Source organism: Methylobacterium sp. WSM2598 (genome assembly GCF_000379105.1).
GTDB lineage: Bacteria > Pseudomonadota > Alphaproteobacteria > Rhizobiales > Beijerinckiaceae > Methylobacterium.
On the sequence record NZ_KB900609.1, the window covers coordinates 6,223,093 to 6,240,712 of the forward strand.

The following is a 17,620-nucleotide window of genomic DNA, read 5'->3' on the forward strand; positions in this document are numbered from 1 at the left end:
ACCGGGCCGCAGGGGTCGGAGGGAGTGGCGGCCGGGCCGCGGCACCGCACCTCCGAGTGAGCATGCGGCCGCCGCGTTCTGCTCTCAGGTGGTTTCCGGCGCTGCGACTTTCAAGCGCCGTGCCACCCCGGCCGCATGGGAACTCGACATGGGAACTCGAGACGCGAAAGGCCGCCGCGGGGCGGCGGCCTTCGGAGGGCTCAGGCGCTGACGCTCGCCGGGGCGTCCTTGGCGCGGTCCCCGTGGATGTAGAGGGGCCTCGCCTTGCCCTCGACCACCTCGGGGCCGATGACCACCTGCTCGACCGAGTCGAGGCCCGGCAGGTCGTACATCGTCTCCAGCAGGATGCTCTCCAGGATCGAGCGCAGCCCGCGGGCGCCGGTCTTGCGCTCGATTGCCTTGCGGGCGACGAGCGTCAGCGCCTCCTCCTGGAAGGTGAGGTCGACGTTCTCCATCTCGAACAGCCGCTGGTACTGCTTGACCAGGGCGTTCTTGGGCTCCTGCAGGATCCGCTTGAGGGCGGTCTCGTCGAGGTCCTCCAGGGTGGCGAGCACCGGCAGGCGGCCGACGAATTCGGGAATGAGCCCGAACTTCAGCAGGTCCTCGGGCTCGACGGCCCGGAAGATCTCGCCGGTGCGGCGGTCGTCCGGGGCCTGGACGGTGGCGCCGAAGCCGATCGAGGTGCCCTTGCCCCGGGCCGAGATGATCCGCTCCAGCCCCGCGAAGGCGCCGCCGCAGATGAACAGGATGTTGGTGGTGTCGACCTGCAGGAATTCCTGCTGCGGGTGCTTGCGTCCGCCCTGGGGCGGCACGCTCGCCACCGTGCCCTCCATGATCTTCAGCAGGGCCTGCTGCACGCCCTCGCCCGACACGTCGCGGGTGATCGACGGATTGTCGGACTTGCGCGAGATCTTGTCGATCTCGTCGATGTAGACGATGCCGCGCTGGGCCCTCTCCACGTTGTAGTCGGAGGCCTGGAGCAACTTAAGGATGATATTCTCGACGTCCTCGCCAACGTAGCCGGCCTCGGTCAGCGTCGTCGCATCCGCCATCGTGAAGGGCACGTCGAGGATCCGGGCGAGCGTCTGCGCCAGCAGCGTCTTGCCGGAACCGGTCGGCCCGATCAGCAGGATGTTGGACTTCGCGAGCTCGACGTCGTTGTGCTTCGCCGCGTGCGCCAGCCGCTTGTAGTGGTTATGCACCGCGACCGACAGCACCTTCTTGGCGAAATCCTGCCCGATCACGTAATCGTCGAGGACGCGACGGATTTCCTTCGGGGTCGGTACGCCGTCCCGCGACTTCACCAGCGAGGACTTCGATTCCTCGCGGATGATGTCCATGCACAGCTCGACGCACTCATCGCAGATGAAGACGGTCGGTCCCGCGATCAGCTTGCGGACTTCGTGCTGGCTCTTGCCGCAGAACGAGCAGTACAGCGTGCTCTTCGAGTCGTTGCCGCCAGCCTTGCTCATATGGGTCTCCAAGTCCCCGACGGGCCCACGCCGCGAGGGCGAGGCCGCGTCCCTCTAGATAGTGACACCCGACTAAAGAAACAGTCACCGCCTTCGCCGCACGTGCGTCGGGTGTCCGACGCAGAACGCTGATGCAAACACGCAGCCACCTCCGGATCAATCCCGCGAAAGCGACGCGGCCTCGCCAAAAGGCCGCATCGCCCGCGGGGTGGTTAATCCGCCAGGGCCCCGGCCCGTTCCGGGCGGGCCCGCGGATGGGCGGTCGGCGTCCCGGCTCAGGCGGCGGGCGTCTCCGCCCGCTTCTGCAGCACCTCGTCGATGAGGCCCCACTCCTTGGCGGCGTCGGCGGTCATGAAATTGTCGCGCTCCAGCCCCTGCTCGATCGCGTCGTAGTCGCGGCCGGTGTGCTTCACGTAGATCTCGTTGAGGCGGCGCTTCAGGGCCTCGATCTCGCGGGCGTGGATCAGGATGTCGGTGGCCTGGCCCTGGAAGCCGCCGGAGGGCTGGTGGACCATGATGCGCGCGTTCGGCAGCGCGAAGCGGTGGCCCGGCTCGCCCGCGGCGAGGAGCAGCGAGCCCATCGAGGCCGCCTGCCCGACGCAGAGCGTCGCCACCGGGCAGCGGATGAACTGCATCGTGTCGTAGATCGACAGGCCCGACGTGACCACGCCGCCCGGCGAGTTGATGTAGAAGGAGATCTCCTTCTTCGGGTTCTCGGCTTCGAGGAACAGCAGCTGCGCCACGATGAGCGAGGCGGAGTAGTCCTCGACCGGCCCGGTCAGGAAGATGATGCGCTCGCGCAACAGGCGCGAGTAAATGTCGAAGGCGCGCTCGCCGCGGCTCGACTGCTCGACCACCATGGGGACGAGCGCGCTGTTGTAGAATTCGACGGGGTCTCTCATCGGGTGGCCCTGGTTCTGGTAGGCCCGGCCGCGCCGCTGCGGCCGGGGTCACGGCGAATCGGTGAGCCCGCGGGTCGTCCGGTCCGCCGCCCCTGTCAGGGCCGCGGGCCGGATCAGGCCGCGCCGGTCTCGTGGCTGGGCGCGGAGCCCTCGGAGGTCACCCCCTCGGAGGTCACCCCCTTGGAGGCCCCGGCCTCGGACGCGGGCGCGGCGGCCTCGGCCGCCTCGTCCTCGTCGTCGGCGAAGAGCGCCTCCTTGGAGACGGGCTCCTCGACGAGTTTGACCTGACCGAGGACGTGGTCAACCACCTTCTCCTCGAACAGGGGAGCGCGCAGTTCGGCCATCGCCTGCGGGTTCTTGCGGTAGAAGTCGTAGACCTCGCGCTCCTGCCCGGGGAACTGGCGCAGCCGGGCGATCAGCGCCTGATTCACCTCTTCGTCCGGCACCTTGATATCGGCCGTCTCACCCACCTGCGCAAGGACCAGGCCGAGGCGCACGCGGCGCTCGGCGATGCGGCGGTACTCGCCCTGCGCCTTCTCCTCGGTGGTGCCCTCGTCCTCGAAGGTCTTGCCGCGGGACTTCAGGTCGGCCTCGACCTGCGCCCAGACCGCGGCGAATTCCTGGTGCACCAGGGTCGGGGGCAGGTCGAAGGCGTAGCGGGCGTCGAGCGCGTCGAGGAGCGCCTTCTTGACCCGGCGGCGCGACTGCGCGTCGAGCTCGTTGGCGAGCGACTTGCGCACGGCGTCCTTGAGCGCGTCGAGGTTCTCCAGCCCGAAGGTCTTGGCGAGCTCGTCGTCGATCTGGGCCTCGCCGGGCGCCTTCACGGCCTTCACGGTAACGTCGAACACCGCCTCCTTGCCGGCGAGGTGCTCGGCCGGGTAGCCCTCCGGGAAGGTCACCGTGACGGTGCGGGCCTCGCCCGCCTTGGCGCCGAGGAGCTGGTCCTCGAAGCCCGGGATGAAGGTGTTCGAGCCGAGGTCGAGGTCGGCATCCTCGGCGCTGCCGCCCTCGAAGGTCTCGCCGCCGATGCGGCCGACGAAGTCGATGACGACGCGGTCGCCGGTCTCGGCGGCGCTGCCCTCGGGGCGGTCGGCGTAGGAGCGGCTCTGCTCGGCCATGCGCTTGAGCGCGGTCTCGACCTCCTCGTCGGAGACCGTGGCGACCGGCTTCGTCACCGTGATGTCGGAATGGTCCTGCAGCTCGAAGGTCGGCATCACCTCGAGGGCGACCTGGAAGGCGAGGTCGGCCTTGGCGTCGAGGGCCTTCTCGATCTCGGCCTTGTCCTCCGGCATCTTGATCTGCGGCTCGAGGGCGAGCTTGAGCTTGTTCTCCTCGAGGATCTTCTGGTTGGCCTCGTTGACGGCGTTCTGGACGACGTCGGCCATGATCGAGCGGCCGTAGACCCGGCGCAGATGGGCGACCGGCACCTTGCCGGGGCGGAAGCCCTTCAGCTGGACCTTGTCCTTCATGCCGGCGAGTTCGGTCGTCAGCCGATCCTCGAGTTCGGCCGCGGCGAGCACCACCTGGAACTCGCGCTTCAGCCCCTCGGACTTGGTCTCGGTCACCTGCATCGTCGTCGTTCCGCCTCTTTCGAATCCGGTCCGCCCGCGGGTTCCGGACGGCGTCGAGAGGCACCGTGCGACGGAAACCGTCAGTCTGGCGGGCCGGCCCTGATGTGAAAAGCCAAACCGTCGTGTCGCCTTGCGGCGGATGTCCCCCGCGGCGCCGAAAGCCCGGCGGAATGGTGCGGGCGGAGGGGCTCGAACCCCCACGACTCTCGTCACTGGAACCTAAATCCAGCGCGTCTACCAGTTCCGCCACGCCCGCAACGCGCGCCCCCGGGATCGCCGCGGCGCTCGGGCGGCGCTCTATAGCATGGTCTCGCGGGCGCGCAGCAAGAATTTTGGGCCGCCGCCGGAACCGCCCGGGGGCCGCGCCGGGAGCGATTTTCGGGGGCGCTCGCCTGCCCGGGCGGCGCCCGCTACAAGGCCAGCGCCGCGCCGGCCCGCAACCGCAACCTGCCGAGGTGTCATGACGCCGTCCTCCCCGCCCACGCGCCGGGCGCTCCTCGCGGGCGCCGCCCTCGCCCTGGTGCCCGCCCGTCCCCGCGCGCAGGCGCCCCAGCCGGCCGCGCCGGGAGGCCCGGCTCCGGCGCCGGAACCCCGGATCCTGACGGCGGCGCCGGCCACCGCCCGGCTGCGGCCCGACGCGCCCGCGGAGACGCCGGTCTGGGCCTTCGACGGCCGATCGGTGCCGCCGGTGCTGCGGGTGAAGCGCGGCGAGGCCGTGCGGCTGCGCCTCGACAACCGCACCGACAAGCCGCTCTCGCTGCACTGGCACGGGGTGCGCAACGCCAACGCCATGGACGGGGTCGGCGGCGTCACGCAGGCGCCGGTCGCCCCGGGGGCGAGCTTCCTCTACGCCTTCACGCCGCCGGACGCGGGCACCGCGCTGATCCGGCCGCTGGTCGTGGGCGGCGCGAGCGAGCCGGCCGGGCGCGGCCTCGCCGGGCTGCTGGTGGTGGAGGAGGCCAAGCCCCCCGTCGTCGACCGGGACGTGCCGCTCGTCCTGCAGGACTGGCGGCTCGAGCCGGACGGGACGCTCGCGGGTTTCGGGCCGCTGCCCTTCGCGGCGAGTTCCGGGCGGCTCGGCAACACGCTCACGGTGAACGGGCGGCCGGGGCCGGAGGCGATCGCGGCGCCGCCGGGGGCGCGGCTGCGGCTGCGGCTCGCCAATGCCTGCAACGCGCGGGCGACGCGCCTGCGCTTCGACAAGCTCAAGGTCTGGGTGGCCGCGGTGGACGGCCAGCCCACCGACACGTTCGAGCCCCTGCGCGCGACGCTGCCCTTCCCGCCCGGCACGCGCTACGACGTGCTCCTCGACGTGCCCTCCGGGAAGGAGGGCGGGGGCACGGTGACGGCGCTGATCGGGCCGGGAATCCCGCTCGCCGTGGTGACGCCGGAGGGGGAGGCGCTGCCGGCCCGCCCGCCCGTCGCGGCGATCGGCGAGAACCCGCTGCTGCCGCCGGAGATCAAGCTCCAGAACGCGGTGCGGCGCGACCTGACCCTCGCGGGGGGCGCCACCCTCGACAAGGCGAGGCCCGAGGCGCCGCCGGCCTACGCGGGCGACCCGGCCCGGATCTGGACGGTGAACGGGGCGGCCGGGACGGCCGGCGCGGCGCCGCTCTTCTCGGTGAAGCGGGGCTCGGTGGTGGTGCTGGCGCTGACCAACCAGACCGCCTTCCCGCAGTCGCTCCACCTGCACGGCCACGTCTTCCGGCTGCTGCACCCGCTCGACGACGGCTGGGAGCCCTACTGGCTCGACACGTTCCAGCTCCTGGAGGGACGCACGGCCCGGATCGCCTTCCTGGCGGACAATCCCGGCCGCTGGCTCGTGAGCGCGACGGCGCTGGAGCGGTTCGACACCGGGCTGTGGACCTCGTTCGAGGTGACCTGAGGGGGGCGGCGCCCGGGGCGCGCCCCGGGAAGGCCGCTCCCTCCTCGCCGCCGGGGAGGGAGCGCCCCGGCTCAGGCCCGGCGACGGCCGAGCCCGCTCGACTTGGCGAGTTCCGACCGCTGCGCGGCGTAGTTCGCCGCCACCATCGGGTAGTCCGGCGGCAGGCCCCACTTCTGCCGGTACTGCTCGGGCGTCAGCCCCCGGGTCGAGAGGTGACGCTTCAGCGACTTGTACTGGCGCCCGTCCTCCAGGCTGATCAGGAAGTCCGGCGTGATCGTCTTCTTGATCGGCATCAGCGGGACCGGCTTCTCCGGCTCGGCCGGGGCGGGGTTGCGGAGCCGCACGAGCGAGGTGTGGACGGCGCTGATCAGGCTCGGCAGGTCCGCCACGGGCACGGAGTTGTTCGACACGTAGGCCGCGACAATGTCCGTGGCCTGCTCGATCAGACCGATTTCTTGATCTTGGTCCTGCATTCATATGCTCCGGTTCGCAGAGTGCCAGCCCCATGCGTTCCCGAGATGCAGACGTCAATATTCATTTTAGCGAATGCGACAGTCTTACACCACGGAAACGCTTCAGCCACACTCCGATACGGAGACATAGGGCGGCGCGGCGGAGCCGGAACGGTGTTGTTCGGCCATGCGCTGAGGTAATACAGCCATTGCAGCGGAAGCCCGGCGCGCCGGGATCCGGGCGGGCCGGATTCGACCGGCCCGCGCGGGCGCCCGATTGTGCTTTCGCGGGCAGCCCCTCTATAACGCGGTCCCGTTTCACCGAGGGCCCGGCGTCGAGCGCTTCCGCTGCGGAGGTTCCGCCAGGCCCGTCGCCCCGGGGAGTGCCATGGCCGGACATTCGCAGTTCAAGAACATCATGCACCGCAAGGGCCGCGTCGACGCGGTCCGCTCCAAGGTCTTCGGCAAGCTCGCGCGCGAGATCACGGTGGCCGCCAAGCTCGGCGTGCCGGACCCGGCCATGAACCCGCGCCTGCGCGCCGCGATGCTGGCGGCCCGGGCCGAGAACATGCCCAAGGACAACATCGAGCGCGCGATCAAGAAGGCGACCGGCGGGGAAGGGGAGAATTACGAGGAGATCCGCTACGAGGGCTACGGCCCGGGCGGGGCGGCGCTGATCGTCGAGGCGCAGACCGACAACCGCAACCGCACGGCCTCGGACGTGCGCTCGGCCTTCACCAAGGCCGGCGGCAGCCTCGCCGAGACGGGCGCGGTCTCGTTCATGTTCGACCGGGTCGGGCTCGTCGCCTTCGACGCGAAGGTGGCGGACGCCGACGCGATGCTGGAGGCCGCCATCGAGGCGGGCGCCGACGACGTCAAGTCGGACGAGAGCGGCCACGAGGTCACCTGCGAGCAGGGCGCCCTCGGGGAGGTCGCCAAGGCCCTCGAGGCCCGCTTCGGCGAGCCCCGCCGCACCGCCCTGGTCTGGCGCCCGCAGAACACCGTCGAGGTCGACGACGAGACCGGCGAGAAGCTGATCCGCCTCGTCGAGATGATCGAGGACCAGGACGACGTCCAGAACGTCTTCGTGAACTTCGCGGTCTCGGACGCGCTGATGGCCCGGATGCAGGACTGAGCGGCGCGCCGGGGCGGAGGGTCGCGGGCCGAGATCCCGGGCCGAGATCCCGGGCCAAGGTAACGGGCCGAGATCCCGGGCAGGACCGTCGCCCGCCCGCGACCACGCATCCGTGATCGCGTCCGCCGCGCGGCCGCCCGAATCGGGTGGTCTCGTGCCGGGCATGACGGACTGGACGGCACCGGTACAACTCCTGTTCTGGCCCGGGGAGGCCGACGGACCCGACGAGCGCCCGTGCGTGACCCTGCGGGAGGCGGTGCTGGCTGCCCGCGCGACGACGGGCGAGCGCCGCGCCTGGATCATCACGGCGAGCGGCCACATCCTGCGGCCCGGGGAGGTCGCCTCCCTGGTCGCGGCCCTCGCGGTCGCGGAGCCGGCGGGCTGAGAGGGGCGCCCTTGTCCCGGCCCGCCCGATGCGGCAAAGCGTCGGGCCTCACGCAGGGACGGCGGGCCGCCCGCCGTCGGAGACGGTTCTGCCGATGCACGACATCCGGGTCATCCGCGACAATCCCGCCGCCTTCGACGCCGGGCTGCGCCGGCGCGGGCTGGAACCGCTCGCCGCCGAGCTCGTCGCCCTCGACGATGCCCGCAAGGCGGCGATCTCGGCCGCGCAGGTCGCCCAGGAGCGGCGCAACGCCCTCTCGAAGGAGATCGGCGCGGCCAAGAAGGCGCGGGACGAGGAGCGGGCCCGGGCGCTGATGGCGGAGGTCGCGCGGCTCAAGGAGCAGGCGCCGGGCCTCGACGCCGCGGCCGACGCCGCCGCGAGGGCCCTCGACGCCCGCCTCGCGGCGATCCCGAACACCCCCGGGCCCGAGGTGCCGGAGGGGAGGGACGAGCACGACAACGTCGAGCTTCGCCGCTTCGAGGGGCGCGGCCGGGCCGAGAGCGGGCGCCAGCACTTCGAACTCGGCGAGGCCGCGGGCCTGATGGATTTCGAGGCCGCCGCCCGGCTGTCGGGCTCGCGCTTCGTCGTGCTGAAGGGCCGCCTCGCCCGGCTGGAGCGGGCGCTGGGCCAGTTCATGCTCGACCTGCACACCGCCGAGCACGGCTACACCGAGGTCGCGCCGCCGCTCCTGGTGCGCGACGAGGCGATGTTCGGCACCGCCCAATTGCCGAAATTCCGCGACGACCAGTTCGCCGCGCAGCCCGGCGCGGTCGAGCCCGGGGCGCCGGGGCGCTGGCTCATCCCCACCGCCGAGGTGCCGCTCACCAACCTCGTGCGCGAGAGCATCCTGTCCGAGGACGAGCTGCCCCTGCGCTTCACCGCGCTGACGCCCTGCTTCCGGGCCGAGGCCGGGGCGGCGGGGCGCGACACCCGCGGCATGCTGCGCCAGCACCAGTTCACCAAGGTCGAACTCGTCTCGATCACGGCGCCCGAGCAATCCGCCGAGGAGCACGAGCGCATGCTCGCCTGCGCGGAGGCCGTGCTGCGCCGGCTCGACCTGCCCTACAGGGTGATGACGCTGTGCACCGGCGACATGGGCTTCGCCTCGCAGAAGACCTACGACATCGAGGTCTGGCTGCCGGGGCAGGGGACCTACCGGGAGATCTCGTCCTGCTCGGTCTGCGGCGATTTCCAGGCCCGGCGCATGGAGGCCCGCTTCCGCCGCCGGGAGGATCGCGGCCTCGGCTACGTGCACAGCCTCAACGGGTCGGGGGTGGCGGTCGGCCGCGCCCTCATCGCCGTGATGGAGAATTACCAGAACCCGGACGGCAGCGTCACGGTGCCGTCCGCGCTCGCGCCCTACATGGGGGGCGTCACGCGAATCGAGGGACCACACGCCTGATGCGCATTCTCGTCACCAACGACGACGGCATCCACGCGCCGGGCCTGAAGGTCCTGGAGGAGATCGCCCGGGGGCTGTCCGACGACGTCTGGGTCGTCGCGCCCGAGACCGACCAGAGCGGGGTGTCGCACTCGCTCTCGCTCAACGATCCCCTGCGCCTGCGCAAGGTCGCCGAGACGCGCTTCGCCGTGAAGGGCACCCCGTCGGATTGCGTGATCATGGGGGTGCGCCACATCCTCAAGGAGCGCGGGCCGGACCTCGTGCTCTCGGGCGTCAACCGCGGCCAGAACGTCGCCGAGGACGTGACCTATTCGGGCACGGTCGCGGGCGCCATGGAGGGGACGATCCTGGGCGTGCGCTCGATCGCGCTGAGCCAGGCCTACGGGGCGGGCGGGCGGGCCCACGTGAAGTGGCAGACCGCCTCCCATCACGGGGCGCGCACGATCCGGCGCATCCTCGAGGCGGGGATCGAGCCCGGCATCCTCGTCAACGTGAACTTCCCCGATTGCGAGCCGGAGGCGGTCGAGGGGATCGCGGTCGTGGCCCAGGGCATGCGCAACCAGCAGCTCCTCGCCATCGACGAGCGCGTGGACGGGCGCGGCAACCCCTATTTCTGGCTCGCCTTCGCGAAGGCGCGGTTCGAGCCCGGCCACGGCACCGACCTCAAGGCCATCGCGGAGAACCGCATCGCGGTGACGCCGCTGCGCCTCGACCTCACGGATGAGCCGACGCTGACGCGCTTCGCCCAGGCCCTCGGCTGAGCCGGTGGACGAGGATCCCGAGGGGCGCGGGGCCGTCGAGGCGGCGAGCTTCGCGCTCGCCCTGCGGGCGCGGGGCGTGCGCGACGCGGCGGTGCTCGGCGCCATGGAGCGGGTCCCGCGCGACCGGTTCGCGCCGGAGGCCCTGCGCGACCTCGCGCGGCGCGACGTCGCCCTGCCGCTGGCCTGCGGCCAGACCATGACGGCGCCGAGCGTGGTCGCCGCCATGCTGACGGCCCTGGAACCGCGGCCCGGCAGCCGCGCCCTCGAGATTGGGACCGGCTCGGGCTACGCCACGGCCCTGCTGCTGCGCCTCGGCTGCGCGATGGTCGAGAGCCTGGAGCGCTACGCCACCCTGGCCTCCGACGCGCAGGCCCGCCTCGACGCGGCCGGACTCGGCGGCGCGGTGCGCCTGCGGATCGCGGATGGCTGCGCCCGGGAGAAGGACGTCACCCCCTTCGACCGCATCCTGGTCAACGGGGTCCTGCCCGCCATCCCGGATCACCTCGGCCAGCGCCTCGCGCCGGGGGGCCGCCTCGTCGGGGCGGTCGTCACCGAGGCGGGCCCGCGCCTCGCAGTGATCGAGCGCGGCCCGGAAGGGCTCGCCCGCCGCCTGCTCGACGGCGCGACGCGGATCGCGCCGCTGACGGCGGGCCGGGCGGCGGTGCTGTAGCCGGACACGGCGCAGCGCCCCGGCAGGCGGGCGGTTCCCGGGACCGCTCGACTCCCGCGCGGGCATCCCGGCCGCGCTCCCCGCAACGGAAGCTTAACCTGAATGGGATTTGAATCTCGCCTATCGGGTTGCGTGGATGTGTGGGTGCGTCGATGCGGGATCGCGGGGCTGGCTACGGGATGCGGACGCTGTCGCGCGTCGCTCTCATCGGGCTGATCGGAGGTGCATCCGCCGCCTGCAGTTCCGATACGATGCGGTTCGGGGATCCGTTCTCGAACCCCTTCTCGTCGAGCGGCACGGAGCCGGGCGCGACCGGCAGCCTGCCGGAGGAGCCGACTGCGCCGGTGCGGACCGCGCCGATCCGCTCGCAGGCCCTCGCGGCGCCGCAGGGCGCGGCCTCCCAGCCGGGGCCGCTGCCCCTGTCGAGCCGGGCCGCGCCGGCCGCCGCCGCGCAGAGCACGCGGGCCGTCGCGGCGGCCCCGGCCACCGGCGGGGCGGCGGGCTGGACCGCCCAGGGCGGCACCACCGTCACGGTCGGCCAGGGTGACACGCTGAACCAGATGTCGACGCGCTTCGGGGTGCCGGCCGCCGCGATCCTGTCGGCGAACGGCCTGTCGAGCGCCAAGGAGGTCACGCCGGGCCGCCAGATCGTGATCCCGGTCTATCACGCGGGCGGCTCCGCCGCGGTGACGCCGCGGGTGACGCCTGCGGCCGCGCCGCGCGAGGTGGCGCAGGCGGCCCGGCCGGCGGAGCCGCCGCGCAAGGTCGCGGAGCTGCGCGAGGAGCCCGCGCCCGCCCCCAAGCCGCATCCGCGGCCGGGCCAGGCCGCCGCGGCGCCGGCGAAGCCCGCGGCTGTCGAGCGGGCGGCCAAGCTGAACGCCCGCCCGGCCGAGCCGGTCAGGACCGCCAAGGTCGAGCCGAAGCCCGAGCCGAAGCAGGCGGCCAAGCCGGAGCCGCGGAAGGCGGAGGCGAAGCACGAGGGGAAGGCGGAGTCCCGGCAGGAGGCCAAGCGCGACGCCAAGGAGACGAAGGCGGCGGCGAAGCCGGCGCCGAAGCCCGAGCCCAAAGTCGCGGCCAAGCCGGAGCCGAAGCCCGAGCCCAAGGTCGCCGCGAAGCCCGAGCCGAAGCCCGAGCCCAAGGTCGCCGCGAAGCCCGAGCCCAAGGTCGCCGCGAAGCCCGAGCCCAAGGTCGCCGCGAAGCCCGAGCCCAAGGTCGCGGCCAAGCCGGAGCCGAAGAAGCCCGCGGAGGCGCCCAAGCAGGTGGCCAAGGCCGAGATCCCCAAGCCGGAGCCGAAGCCCGAGCCCGTCAAGCCCAAGGCGGCCGAGCCCAAGGCGGCCGAGCCCAAGGCGGCCGAGCTCAAGGCGGCCGAGCCCAAGGCGGCCGAGAAGCCGGCCGAGCCGGCCCAGGCTCCTGCCCCGGCCCCGGCCGAGGATGCCTCGGCCTTCCGCTGGCCGGCCCGCGGCCGGGTCATCGCGGGCTACGGATCGAGCGGCAACGAGGGCATCAACATCGCGCTGCCCGAGGGTACGCCGGTCAAGGCCGCCGAGGAGGGCACGGTGGCCTACGCGGGCAGCGACGTGAAGGGCTACGGCAAGCTCGTGCTGGTGCGCCACGCCAACGGCTACGTCTCGGCCTACGCGCATAACGGCGAGATCGACGTGCGCCCGGGCGACAAGGTCAAGCGCGGGCAGGTGATCGCGAAGTCCGGCGCCTCGGGCAACGTGACCTCGCCGCAGCTGCACTTCGAGATCCGCAAGGGCGCGACCCCGGTCGACCCGATCCCGAAGCTCGCCAGCAACTGAACGGTCGCGCCGCGGCATCGCGAGGGCGGTTCCGGCGGGACCGCCCTCGCGAGCGTTACGGGTTCTTGTTCCGCCATCGCCCGCCGCGGCGCGCCTCCCGCCTCGCGGTGGCCGACCGTGAGGCGACGGCGTCGGCCCTGGTCCAGCGGCCAGAACCACCCCGGACGGTTCGGCCGCGGGCGGGAGCCGCCGCGCTCCCCGGGCCGAGCCATGGTGCGGCGGCCGGGCGGGTCGCGCCGAGGCGGCGTCGCGCGACGGAAGCCGCCGCCCGGCCGCGGGCGCCGCGCTCACCCCTCGGCGGTCTCCAATTCCCCGCTGAGGGCCAGCCAATCCTCCTCGGCGGCGGCGAGGGCGGCGGCGGCCTCGGCCCGCATCCGGGCGAGGTCCCCGGCCTTGGCCGGATCGGTCCGGAAGGCGCTGCCGTCCTCCAGCGCCGCGTCGATCTTGGCGATGGCCTCGGAGAGCTTGGTCATCCGCGCCTCGACCGCCTCCAGCCGCTTGCGCAGGGGCGCCAGGGCCGCCCGACGCTCGGCGTTGCTGCGCCGCTCGACCGCCTTGGCCCCGCCGGCCGATTCGCTGGTCCGCGGCGCCTCGGGCTCCGGTCCCGCCAACACGAGGCGGCGGTAATCGTCCATGTCGCCGTCGAAGGGCTTCACGCTGCCGTTCCGCACCAGCCAGAGCCGGTCGGCGCAGGCCTCGACCAGGAAGCGGTCGTGGCTCACCAGGATCACGGCGCCCTCGTAGTCGTTGATCGCCTCCACCAGCGCCTGACGGCTCTCGATGTCGAGGTGGTTGGTCGGCTCGTCGAGGATCAGCAGGTGGGGACCCGCGAAGGCCGCCAGCCCCATCAGCAGCCGGGCCTTCTCGCCGCCCGAGAGCTGCGCCACCGGCGTGTCCGCCTTCTGGCCCGGGAAGCCGAGCCGGGCGGCGGCGGCCCGCACCTTCGATTCGGGCACCTCCGGCATCAGGTCGCGGACATGCGCGTAGGCGCTCTCGGCCGGGCGCAGCTCGTCGAGCTGGTGCTGGGCGAAATACGCCACCTCGATCTTGGTCGAGCGCCGGACCTCGCCCGAGAGCGGATCGAGCCGCCCGCCGATCAGCTTGCAGAAGGTCGACTTGCCGTTGCCGTTGGCGCCGAGCAGCGCGACGCGGTCGTCGGGCGCGAGCGTCAGGGTGAGGCCCGAGAGCACGGTGCGCTCGCCGTAGCCCGCCGCCACCCGCTCCATGGCGACGAGGGGCGGGGAGAGCGGCCGGGGCGGGCTCGGCAGGTGGATCACCGGGACGTCGTCCTCGATCAGCGCGGCGATCGGCTCCATCTTGGCGAGTCGCTTCATGCGCGACTGGGCCTGGCGCGCCTTGGTGGCCTTGGCCCTGAAGCGGTCGACGAAGCTCTGGAGATGGGCGCGCTCGGCCTCCTGCTTCGCCCGCGCCTTGGCCTGCAGGCTGCGCTTCTCGGCGAGCTGGCGGGCGAAGGAGGTGTAGCCGCCCCGGTAGAGGGTGAGCTGGCCGCGGTCGAGGTGGAGGATGTGGTCGACGCTCGTGTCGAGCAGGTCGCGGTCGTGGCTGATGATGATCGCGGTGCGGGGATAGCGCTCCAGGTAATCGTAGAGCCAGAGCGTCCCCTCGATGTCGAGGTAGTTGGTGGGCTCGTCGAGGAGGAGCAGGTCGGGCTCGGAGAAGAGCACGGCGGCGAGCGCCACGCGCATGCGCCAGCCGCCGGAGAAATCCGCGCAGGGGCGGGCCTGCGCCGCCGCGTCGAAGCCGAGGCCGTGCAGGATCGCGGCCGCCCGGGCCGGGGCCGAGTGGGCGTCGATGTCGACGAGGCGCGTCTCGATCTCGGCCCGGCGCAGGCCGTCGGCGGTCTCGGCCTCCCGCAGCAGGCGCGTGCGCTCGACGTCGGCGGCGAGCACGACCTCGTGCAGGGTCTCGGGACCGGCGGGAGCCTCCTGGGCCACGCCGCCGATCCGGGTGCCCTTCGGCAGCGAGACGGTGCCGCCCTCGGTGGCGATCTCGCCCTGGATCAGGCGGAACAGGGTGGTCTTGCCCGCCCCGTTGCGGCCGACGAGGCCGACCCGCGCGCGGTCGGGGATCGCGAAGCCGGCGCGGTCGAGGATCAGGCGTTCGCCGATCCGGTAGGTGAGGTCGTTGACGCGGAGCATGGCCGGTCTTGTGGGGGGCGGGTCGGGCGGAGGCAAGAGGAGGCGAGGATCCCGCCGCGCCCACATCCCGTGCCGATCGCGCCGGCGCGAAATCCGGGGCTGCCGGCACCGGAAATGCGATCACAGGTAGAATTCGCAAAACCTCCATGCTACATAAAGTCGTGCCGGCTCGTCCTCAAAGGATGTCACCGTCATGCAGCTTCCCCTCTTCGAAGAGAGCAAGAGTCTCGACGACCTCACGCGGGCGATGGCCGCAAATCGCCTGCTCGCCCTGGTTGGAGCAGGCGCCAGCGTCGCTTCCGGCTATCCTTCATGGCCGGACTTGATGACGATGATGAATGAAATCCTGTCGAGAGACGATAAGATACCTCCGAAATACGCTGCCATTCTGCGCAGCATCGATGACCCCGCCTGGCAAGCGGAGGAGATGTACGTCAGAATGTCGCCTGAGGAATTTGCGACATTCATCTCGGGGAAGTTCCAGGAGCCGCGGACGCCGCATGCCCTGAGCGAGCCCCACCTGCGGATCGCCGGCCTCGGCTTCCGGCACATCATCACGACGAATTACGATCCCTGCATCGAACTGGCGATGCGGCGGGCCGGGAGGCCGTTCACCCCCATCCACTGGAGCGACGCGGCCGACGTCCGCACCTTCTTCCGCGCCCTGTCCGACCGCTCCGCGCCGCCCTGCATCGTCTATCTGCACGGGCGCTTCGACCGGCCGGCCGACATCGTGCTGACCGAGACGTCCTACGCGCGCCTCTACCTCAACGACGTCTTCCAGCGGCGGATCGTCGCCGTGTTCATGACACAGCCCGTCGTGTTCCTCGGCTTCTCGATGCGCGATCCCGATCTGGGGCAGATCATGCGCAGCGTGCGGGCGAATCTGGGTGTGGAGGACAGCCAGCATTTCGGGGTCTTCGGCTACCGGACCGAGGACGAGAGGGCGCTGATCGAGAGGCGCATGCGGGACAAGTTCGGCCTGCGGGCCGTGTTCTACCGGATCCAGAGCGCGCCGGGAGACGCGGAGGACCATTCCGGCCTGCTGGCCCTCCTCGACCGGATCGGGGCGGGCGGACTCGCGTCCGCGGCGGGCGCGCCGACCGCGCCCGCCGCGGCGCCCGAGCTCCACGTCGCGAAGGAGCCGGCGGACGAGGTCGATCCGAACAAGGGCCTGTTCGGCGGCACCGCCGAGACGGCACGCCGGCGGCTCCTCGTCCGCGACGTCAGGCTGGATCAGGACGAAGGATTCGCCGCCTTCACGCTCGTCGTGGAGAGCAGGCCGGGTGCCGGACCTCCGCTCGCCGGTCCGGTGCGGTTCCACCTGCACCCGACCTTCCCTCGGGAGCAGGTCGTGGTGCCGGCGCGGAACGGCACGGCCGAACTCCCGATCGATTTCGCCTACGGCGCCTTCACGGTCGGCGCGGTCGTCGAGAACGACCCCCCGGACGAGAACAGGCTGGAACTCGACCTGAGCGCCGCGACGGAATTTCCCGCCTGGTTCCGGGAGCGGTGAGCGCGGGCCCGGCACCGCCCCGCGAGGGCGCCGCCGGTTGACAGGCCGACACCGGGCCGGGCTATGCGGGCGCGGCAGAGGTGAGGCGGGACGGGATATGATGCCGCGCGTTGAGGAACTGGAGCGTCGCCTGAGCGGCGGCGACGCCCTCGTCGGCATCGTCGGGCTCGGCTATGTCGGGCTGCCCCTCGCCCTCGCGGCCCTGCGGGCGGGCTTCTCCGTCCTGGGCTTCGACACCAACCCGGAGCGGGTCGCCGCGCTCAACCGCGGGGAGGGGGCGTTCCACCACATCCCCGGGGATGCGCTGGCCGAGGCGGCGCGCGCCGGCACCTTCGCGGCGACCGGCGACATGGCCCGGCTCGCCGAGCCCGACGCGATCCTGATCTGCGTGCCGACGCCGCTCACGCGGCACCGGGAGCCCGATCTCGGCTTCGTCGTGGCGAGCGCCCGGGCCGTGGCGGCCTCCCTGCGGCCGGGTCAGCTCGTGGTGCTCGAATCGACCACCTATCCGGGCACCACGGACGAGGTGGTGCGGCCGCTCCTGGAGGCCGGCGGGTTGCGGGTCGGGGCCGAGATCTTCCTCGCCTACTCGCCCGAGCGGGAGGATCCCGGCAACGCCGCCTTCTCGACCGCGCAGATCCCCAAGGTGGTGGGCGCGGACGACCCCGCCTCGCGGCGCCTCGCCGCCGCCCTCTACGGGGCCCTCACGGTCGCCACCGTGCCGGTGTCGAGCGCGGCCTGCGCGGAGGCCGTGAAGCTCACCGAGAACATCTTCCGCGCGGTCAACATCGCCCTCGTGAACGAGCTGAAGCTCGTCTACGACGCGATGGGCATCGACGTCTGGGAGGTGATCGAGGCCGCCGCCACCAAGCCGTTCGGGTTCATGCCGTTCTATCCGGGGCCCGGGCTCGGCGGGCACTGCATCCCGATCGATCCGTTCTACCTCGCCTGGAAGGCGCGGGAATTCGAGGTGCCGGCCCGCTTCATCGAACTCGCCGGCGAGGTCAACACCCGCATGCCCGCCCACGTGGTCGAGCGCCTCGCGGCGGCGGTCGACCGGACGGGGCGCCCCTTCTCGGGATCGCGCATCCTGCTGCTCGGCCTCGCCTACAAGCGCAACATCGACGATACCCGCGAGAGCCCCGCCCTGCGGCTGATGCGGCTGATCGAGGCGCGCGGCGCGACCTGCCTCTACCACGATCCGCTGGTGCCGGTGCTGCCGCCGACGCGCGAGTACGCCTCCCTCGCGGGACGCCGCTCGACCCCCCTCGATGCCGGGACGCTGCGCGCGGCCGACGCGGTGCTGATCGCCACCGATCACGACGGGGTCGATTACGCGCTGGTCGCGGCGGAGGCCCGCCTCGTCGTCGACACGCGCAACGCCATGGCCCGGCGCGGCCTGTCCGGGCCGACGATCCTGAAGGCGTGAGGCGCGCCGGTCGCGGCGCAAGATCCGGGACGCGCCAGGCACCGCCCGGTGCCATCACGGGGGCCGCCGAAGGCCAGCC

14 protein-coding genes and 1 tRNA gene are annotated in these 17,620 nt (G+C 72.4%); 9 read left to right on the plus strand and 6 right to left on the minus strand.

Annotation, left to right across the window (positions count from 1 at the left end; genetic code table 11):
- Positions 1–200 precede the first annotated feature (200 nt).
- The 4 genes from clpX to MET2598_RS0129030 form a co-directional block, all read right to left on the minus strand.
- Positions 201–1,472 carry an ATP-dependent Clp protease ATP-binding subunit ClpX gene (gene clpX / locus MET2598_RS0129015; protein ID WP_012336216.1) on the minus strand — a complete coding sequence of 424 codons (1,272 nt, stop codon included), beginning with the start codon at positions 1,470–1,472 and terminating at the stop codon, positions 201–203.
- 275 nt (positions 1,473–1,747) lie between these two features.
- A complete protein-coding gene (locus MET2598_RS0129020) occupies positions 1,748–2,374 on the minus strand; it encodes an ATP-dependent Clp protease proteolytic subunit (protein WP_012336215.1) in 627 nt (208 codons plus the stop codon).
- A 113-nt stretch (positions 2,375–2,487) separates the two neighbouring features.
- Positions 2,488–3,945: a trigger factor gene (gene tig / locus MET2598_RS0129025; RefSeq protein ID WP_018263235.1), complete on the minus strand. Its 1,458-nt coding sequence runs from the start codon at positions 3,943–3,945 to the stop codon at positions 2,488–2,490.
- 171 nt (positions 3,946–4,116) lie between these two features.
- A tRNA-Leu gene (locus MET2598_RS0129030) sits at positions 4,117–4,201 on the minus strand.
- Between the two features lie 204 nt (positions 4,202–4,405).
- On the opposite strand from MET2598_RS0129030, the gene MET2598_RS0129035 reads away from it, so the two are divergent.
- The gene (locus MET2598_RS0129035) at positions 4,406–5,830 is read left to right on the plus strand and encodes a multicopper oxidase family protein (RefSeq protein WP_018263236.1); all 1,425 of its coding nucleotides are present in this window, start codon (positions 4,406–4,408) and stop codon (positions 5,828–5,830) included.
- Between the two features lie 71 nt (positions 5,831–5,901).
- Here the strand turns inward: MET2598_RS0129035 and MET2598_RS0129040 are convergent, their stop codons facing one another.
- On the minus strand, positions 5,902–6,303 hold the full coding sequence (locus MET2598_RS0129040; RefSeq protein WP_012336212.1) for a MucR family transcriptional regulator: 402 nt from the start codon (positions 6,301–6,303) through the stop codon (positions 5,902–5,904).
- Between the two features lie 367 nt (positions 6,304–6,670).
- Here MET2598_RS0129040 and MET2598_RS0129045 point away from each other — a divergent pair, with 367 nt between their 5' ends.
- The 6 genes from MET2598_RS0129045 (at position 6,671) to MET2598_RS0129070 (ending at position 12,437) form a co-directional block, all read left to right on the plus strand.
- Positions 6,671–7,417 (plus strand): YebC/PmpR family DNA-binding transcriptional regulator, encoded by a 747-nt coding sequence (locus MET2598_RS0129045; protein WP_018263237.1) that lies wholly within the window; start codon positions 6,671–6,673, stop codon positions 7,415–7,417.
- A 112-nt stretch (positions 7,418–7,529) separates the two neighbouring features.
- Positions 7,530–7,802 (plus strand): hypothetical protein, encoded by a 273-nt coding sequence (locus tag MET2598_RS0129050; protein ID WP_236728833.1) that lies wholly within the window; start codon positions 7,530–7,532, stop codon positions 7,800–7,802.
- A gap of 94 nt (positions 7,803–7,896) precedes the next feature.
- Positions 7,897–9,204: a serine--tRNA ligase gene (gene serS, locus MET2598_RS0129055; protein ID WP_012336209.1), complete on the plus strand. Its 1,308-nt coding sequence runs from the start codon at positions 7,897–7,899 to the stop codon at positions 9,202–9,204.
- Positions 9,204–9,965 carry a 5'/3'-nucleotidase SurE gene (gene surE, locus MET2598_RS0129060; RefSeq protein WP_012336208.1) on the plus strand — a complete coding sequence of 254 codons (762 nt, stop codon included), beginning with the start codon at positions 9,204–9,206 and terminating at the stop codon, positions 9,963–9,965. The genes serS and surE overlap by 1 nt, the downstream gene beginning before the upstream one ends.
- 4 nt (positions 9,966–9,969) lie before the next feature.
- Complete coding sequence (locus MET2598_RS0129065; RefSeq protein ID WP_012336207.1) at positions 9,970–10,635, plus strand: protein-L-isoaspartate O-methyltransferase family protein; 666 nt, start codon at positions 9,970–9,972, stop codon at positions 10,633–10,635.
- Positions 10,636–10,886: 251 nt separating this feature from the next.
- Positions 10,887–12,437, plus strand: a complete 1,551-nt coding sequence (locus tag MET2598_RS0129070; RefSeq protein WP_018263239.1) for a peptidoglycan DD-metalloendopeptidase family protein — start codon at positions 10,887–10,889, stop codon at positions 12,435–12,437.
- Between the two features lie 287 nt (positions 12,438–12,724).
- Here the strand turns inward: MET2598_RS0129070 and MET2598_RS0129075 are convergent, their stop codons facing one another.
- Positions 12,725–14,596, minus strand: coding sequence for an ABC-F family ATP-binding cassette domain-containing protein (locus MET2598_RS0129075; RefSeq protein WP_018263240.1), 1,872 nt, complete (start codon positions 14,594–14,596; stop codon positions 12,725–12,727).
- 439 nt (positions 14,597–15,035) lie between these two features.
- Between MET2598_RS0129075 and MET2598_RS0129080 the strand changes: the two genes are divergently transcribed.
- Both MET2598_RS0129080 and MET2598_RS0129085 read left to right on the plus strand, forming a co-directional pair.
- Positions 15,036–16,112, plus strand: coding sequence for an SIR2 family NAD-dependent protein deacylase (locus MET2598_RS0129080; protein ID WP_018263241.1), 1,077 nt, complete (start codon positions 15,036–15,038; stop codon positions 16,110–16,112).
- Between the two features lie 97 nt (positions 16,113–16,209).
- Entirely contained in the window at positions 16,210–17,541 is a 1,332-nt protein-coding gene (locus MET2598_RS0129085) for a nucleotide sugar dehydrogenase (RefSeq protein ID WP_018263242.1), read from the plus strand.
- Positions 17,542–17,620 lie beyond the last annotated feature (79 nt).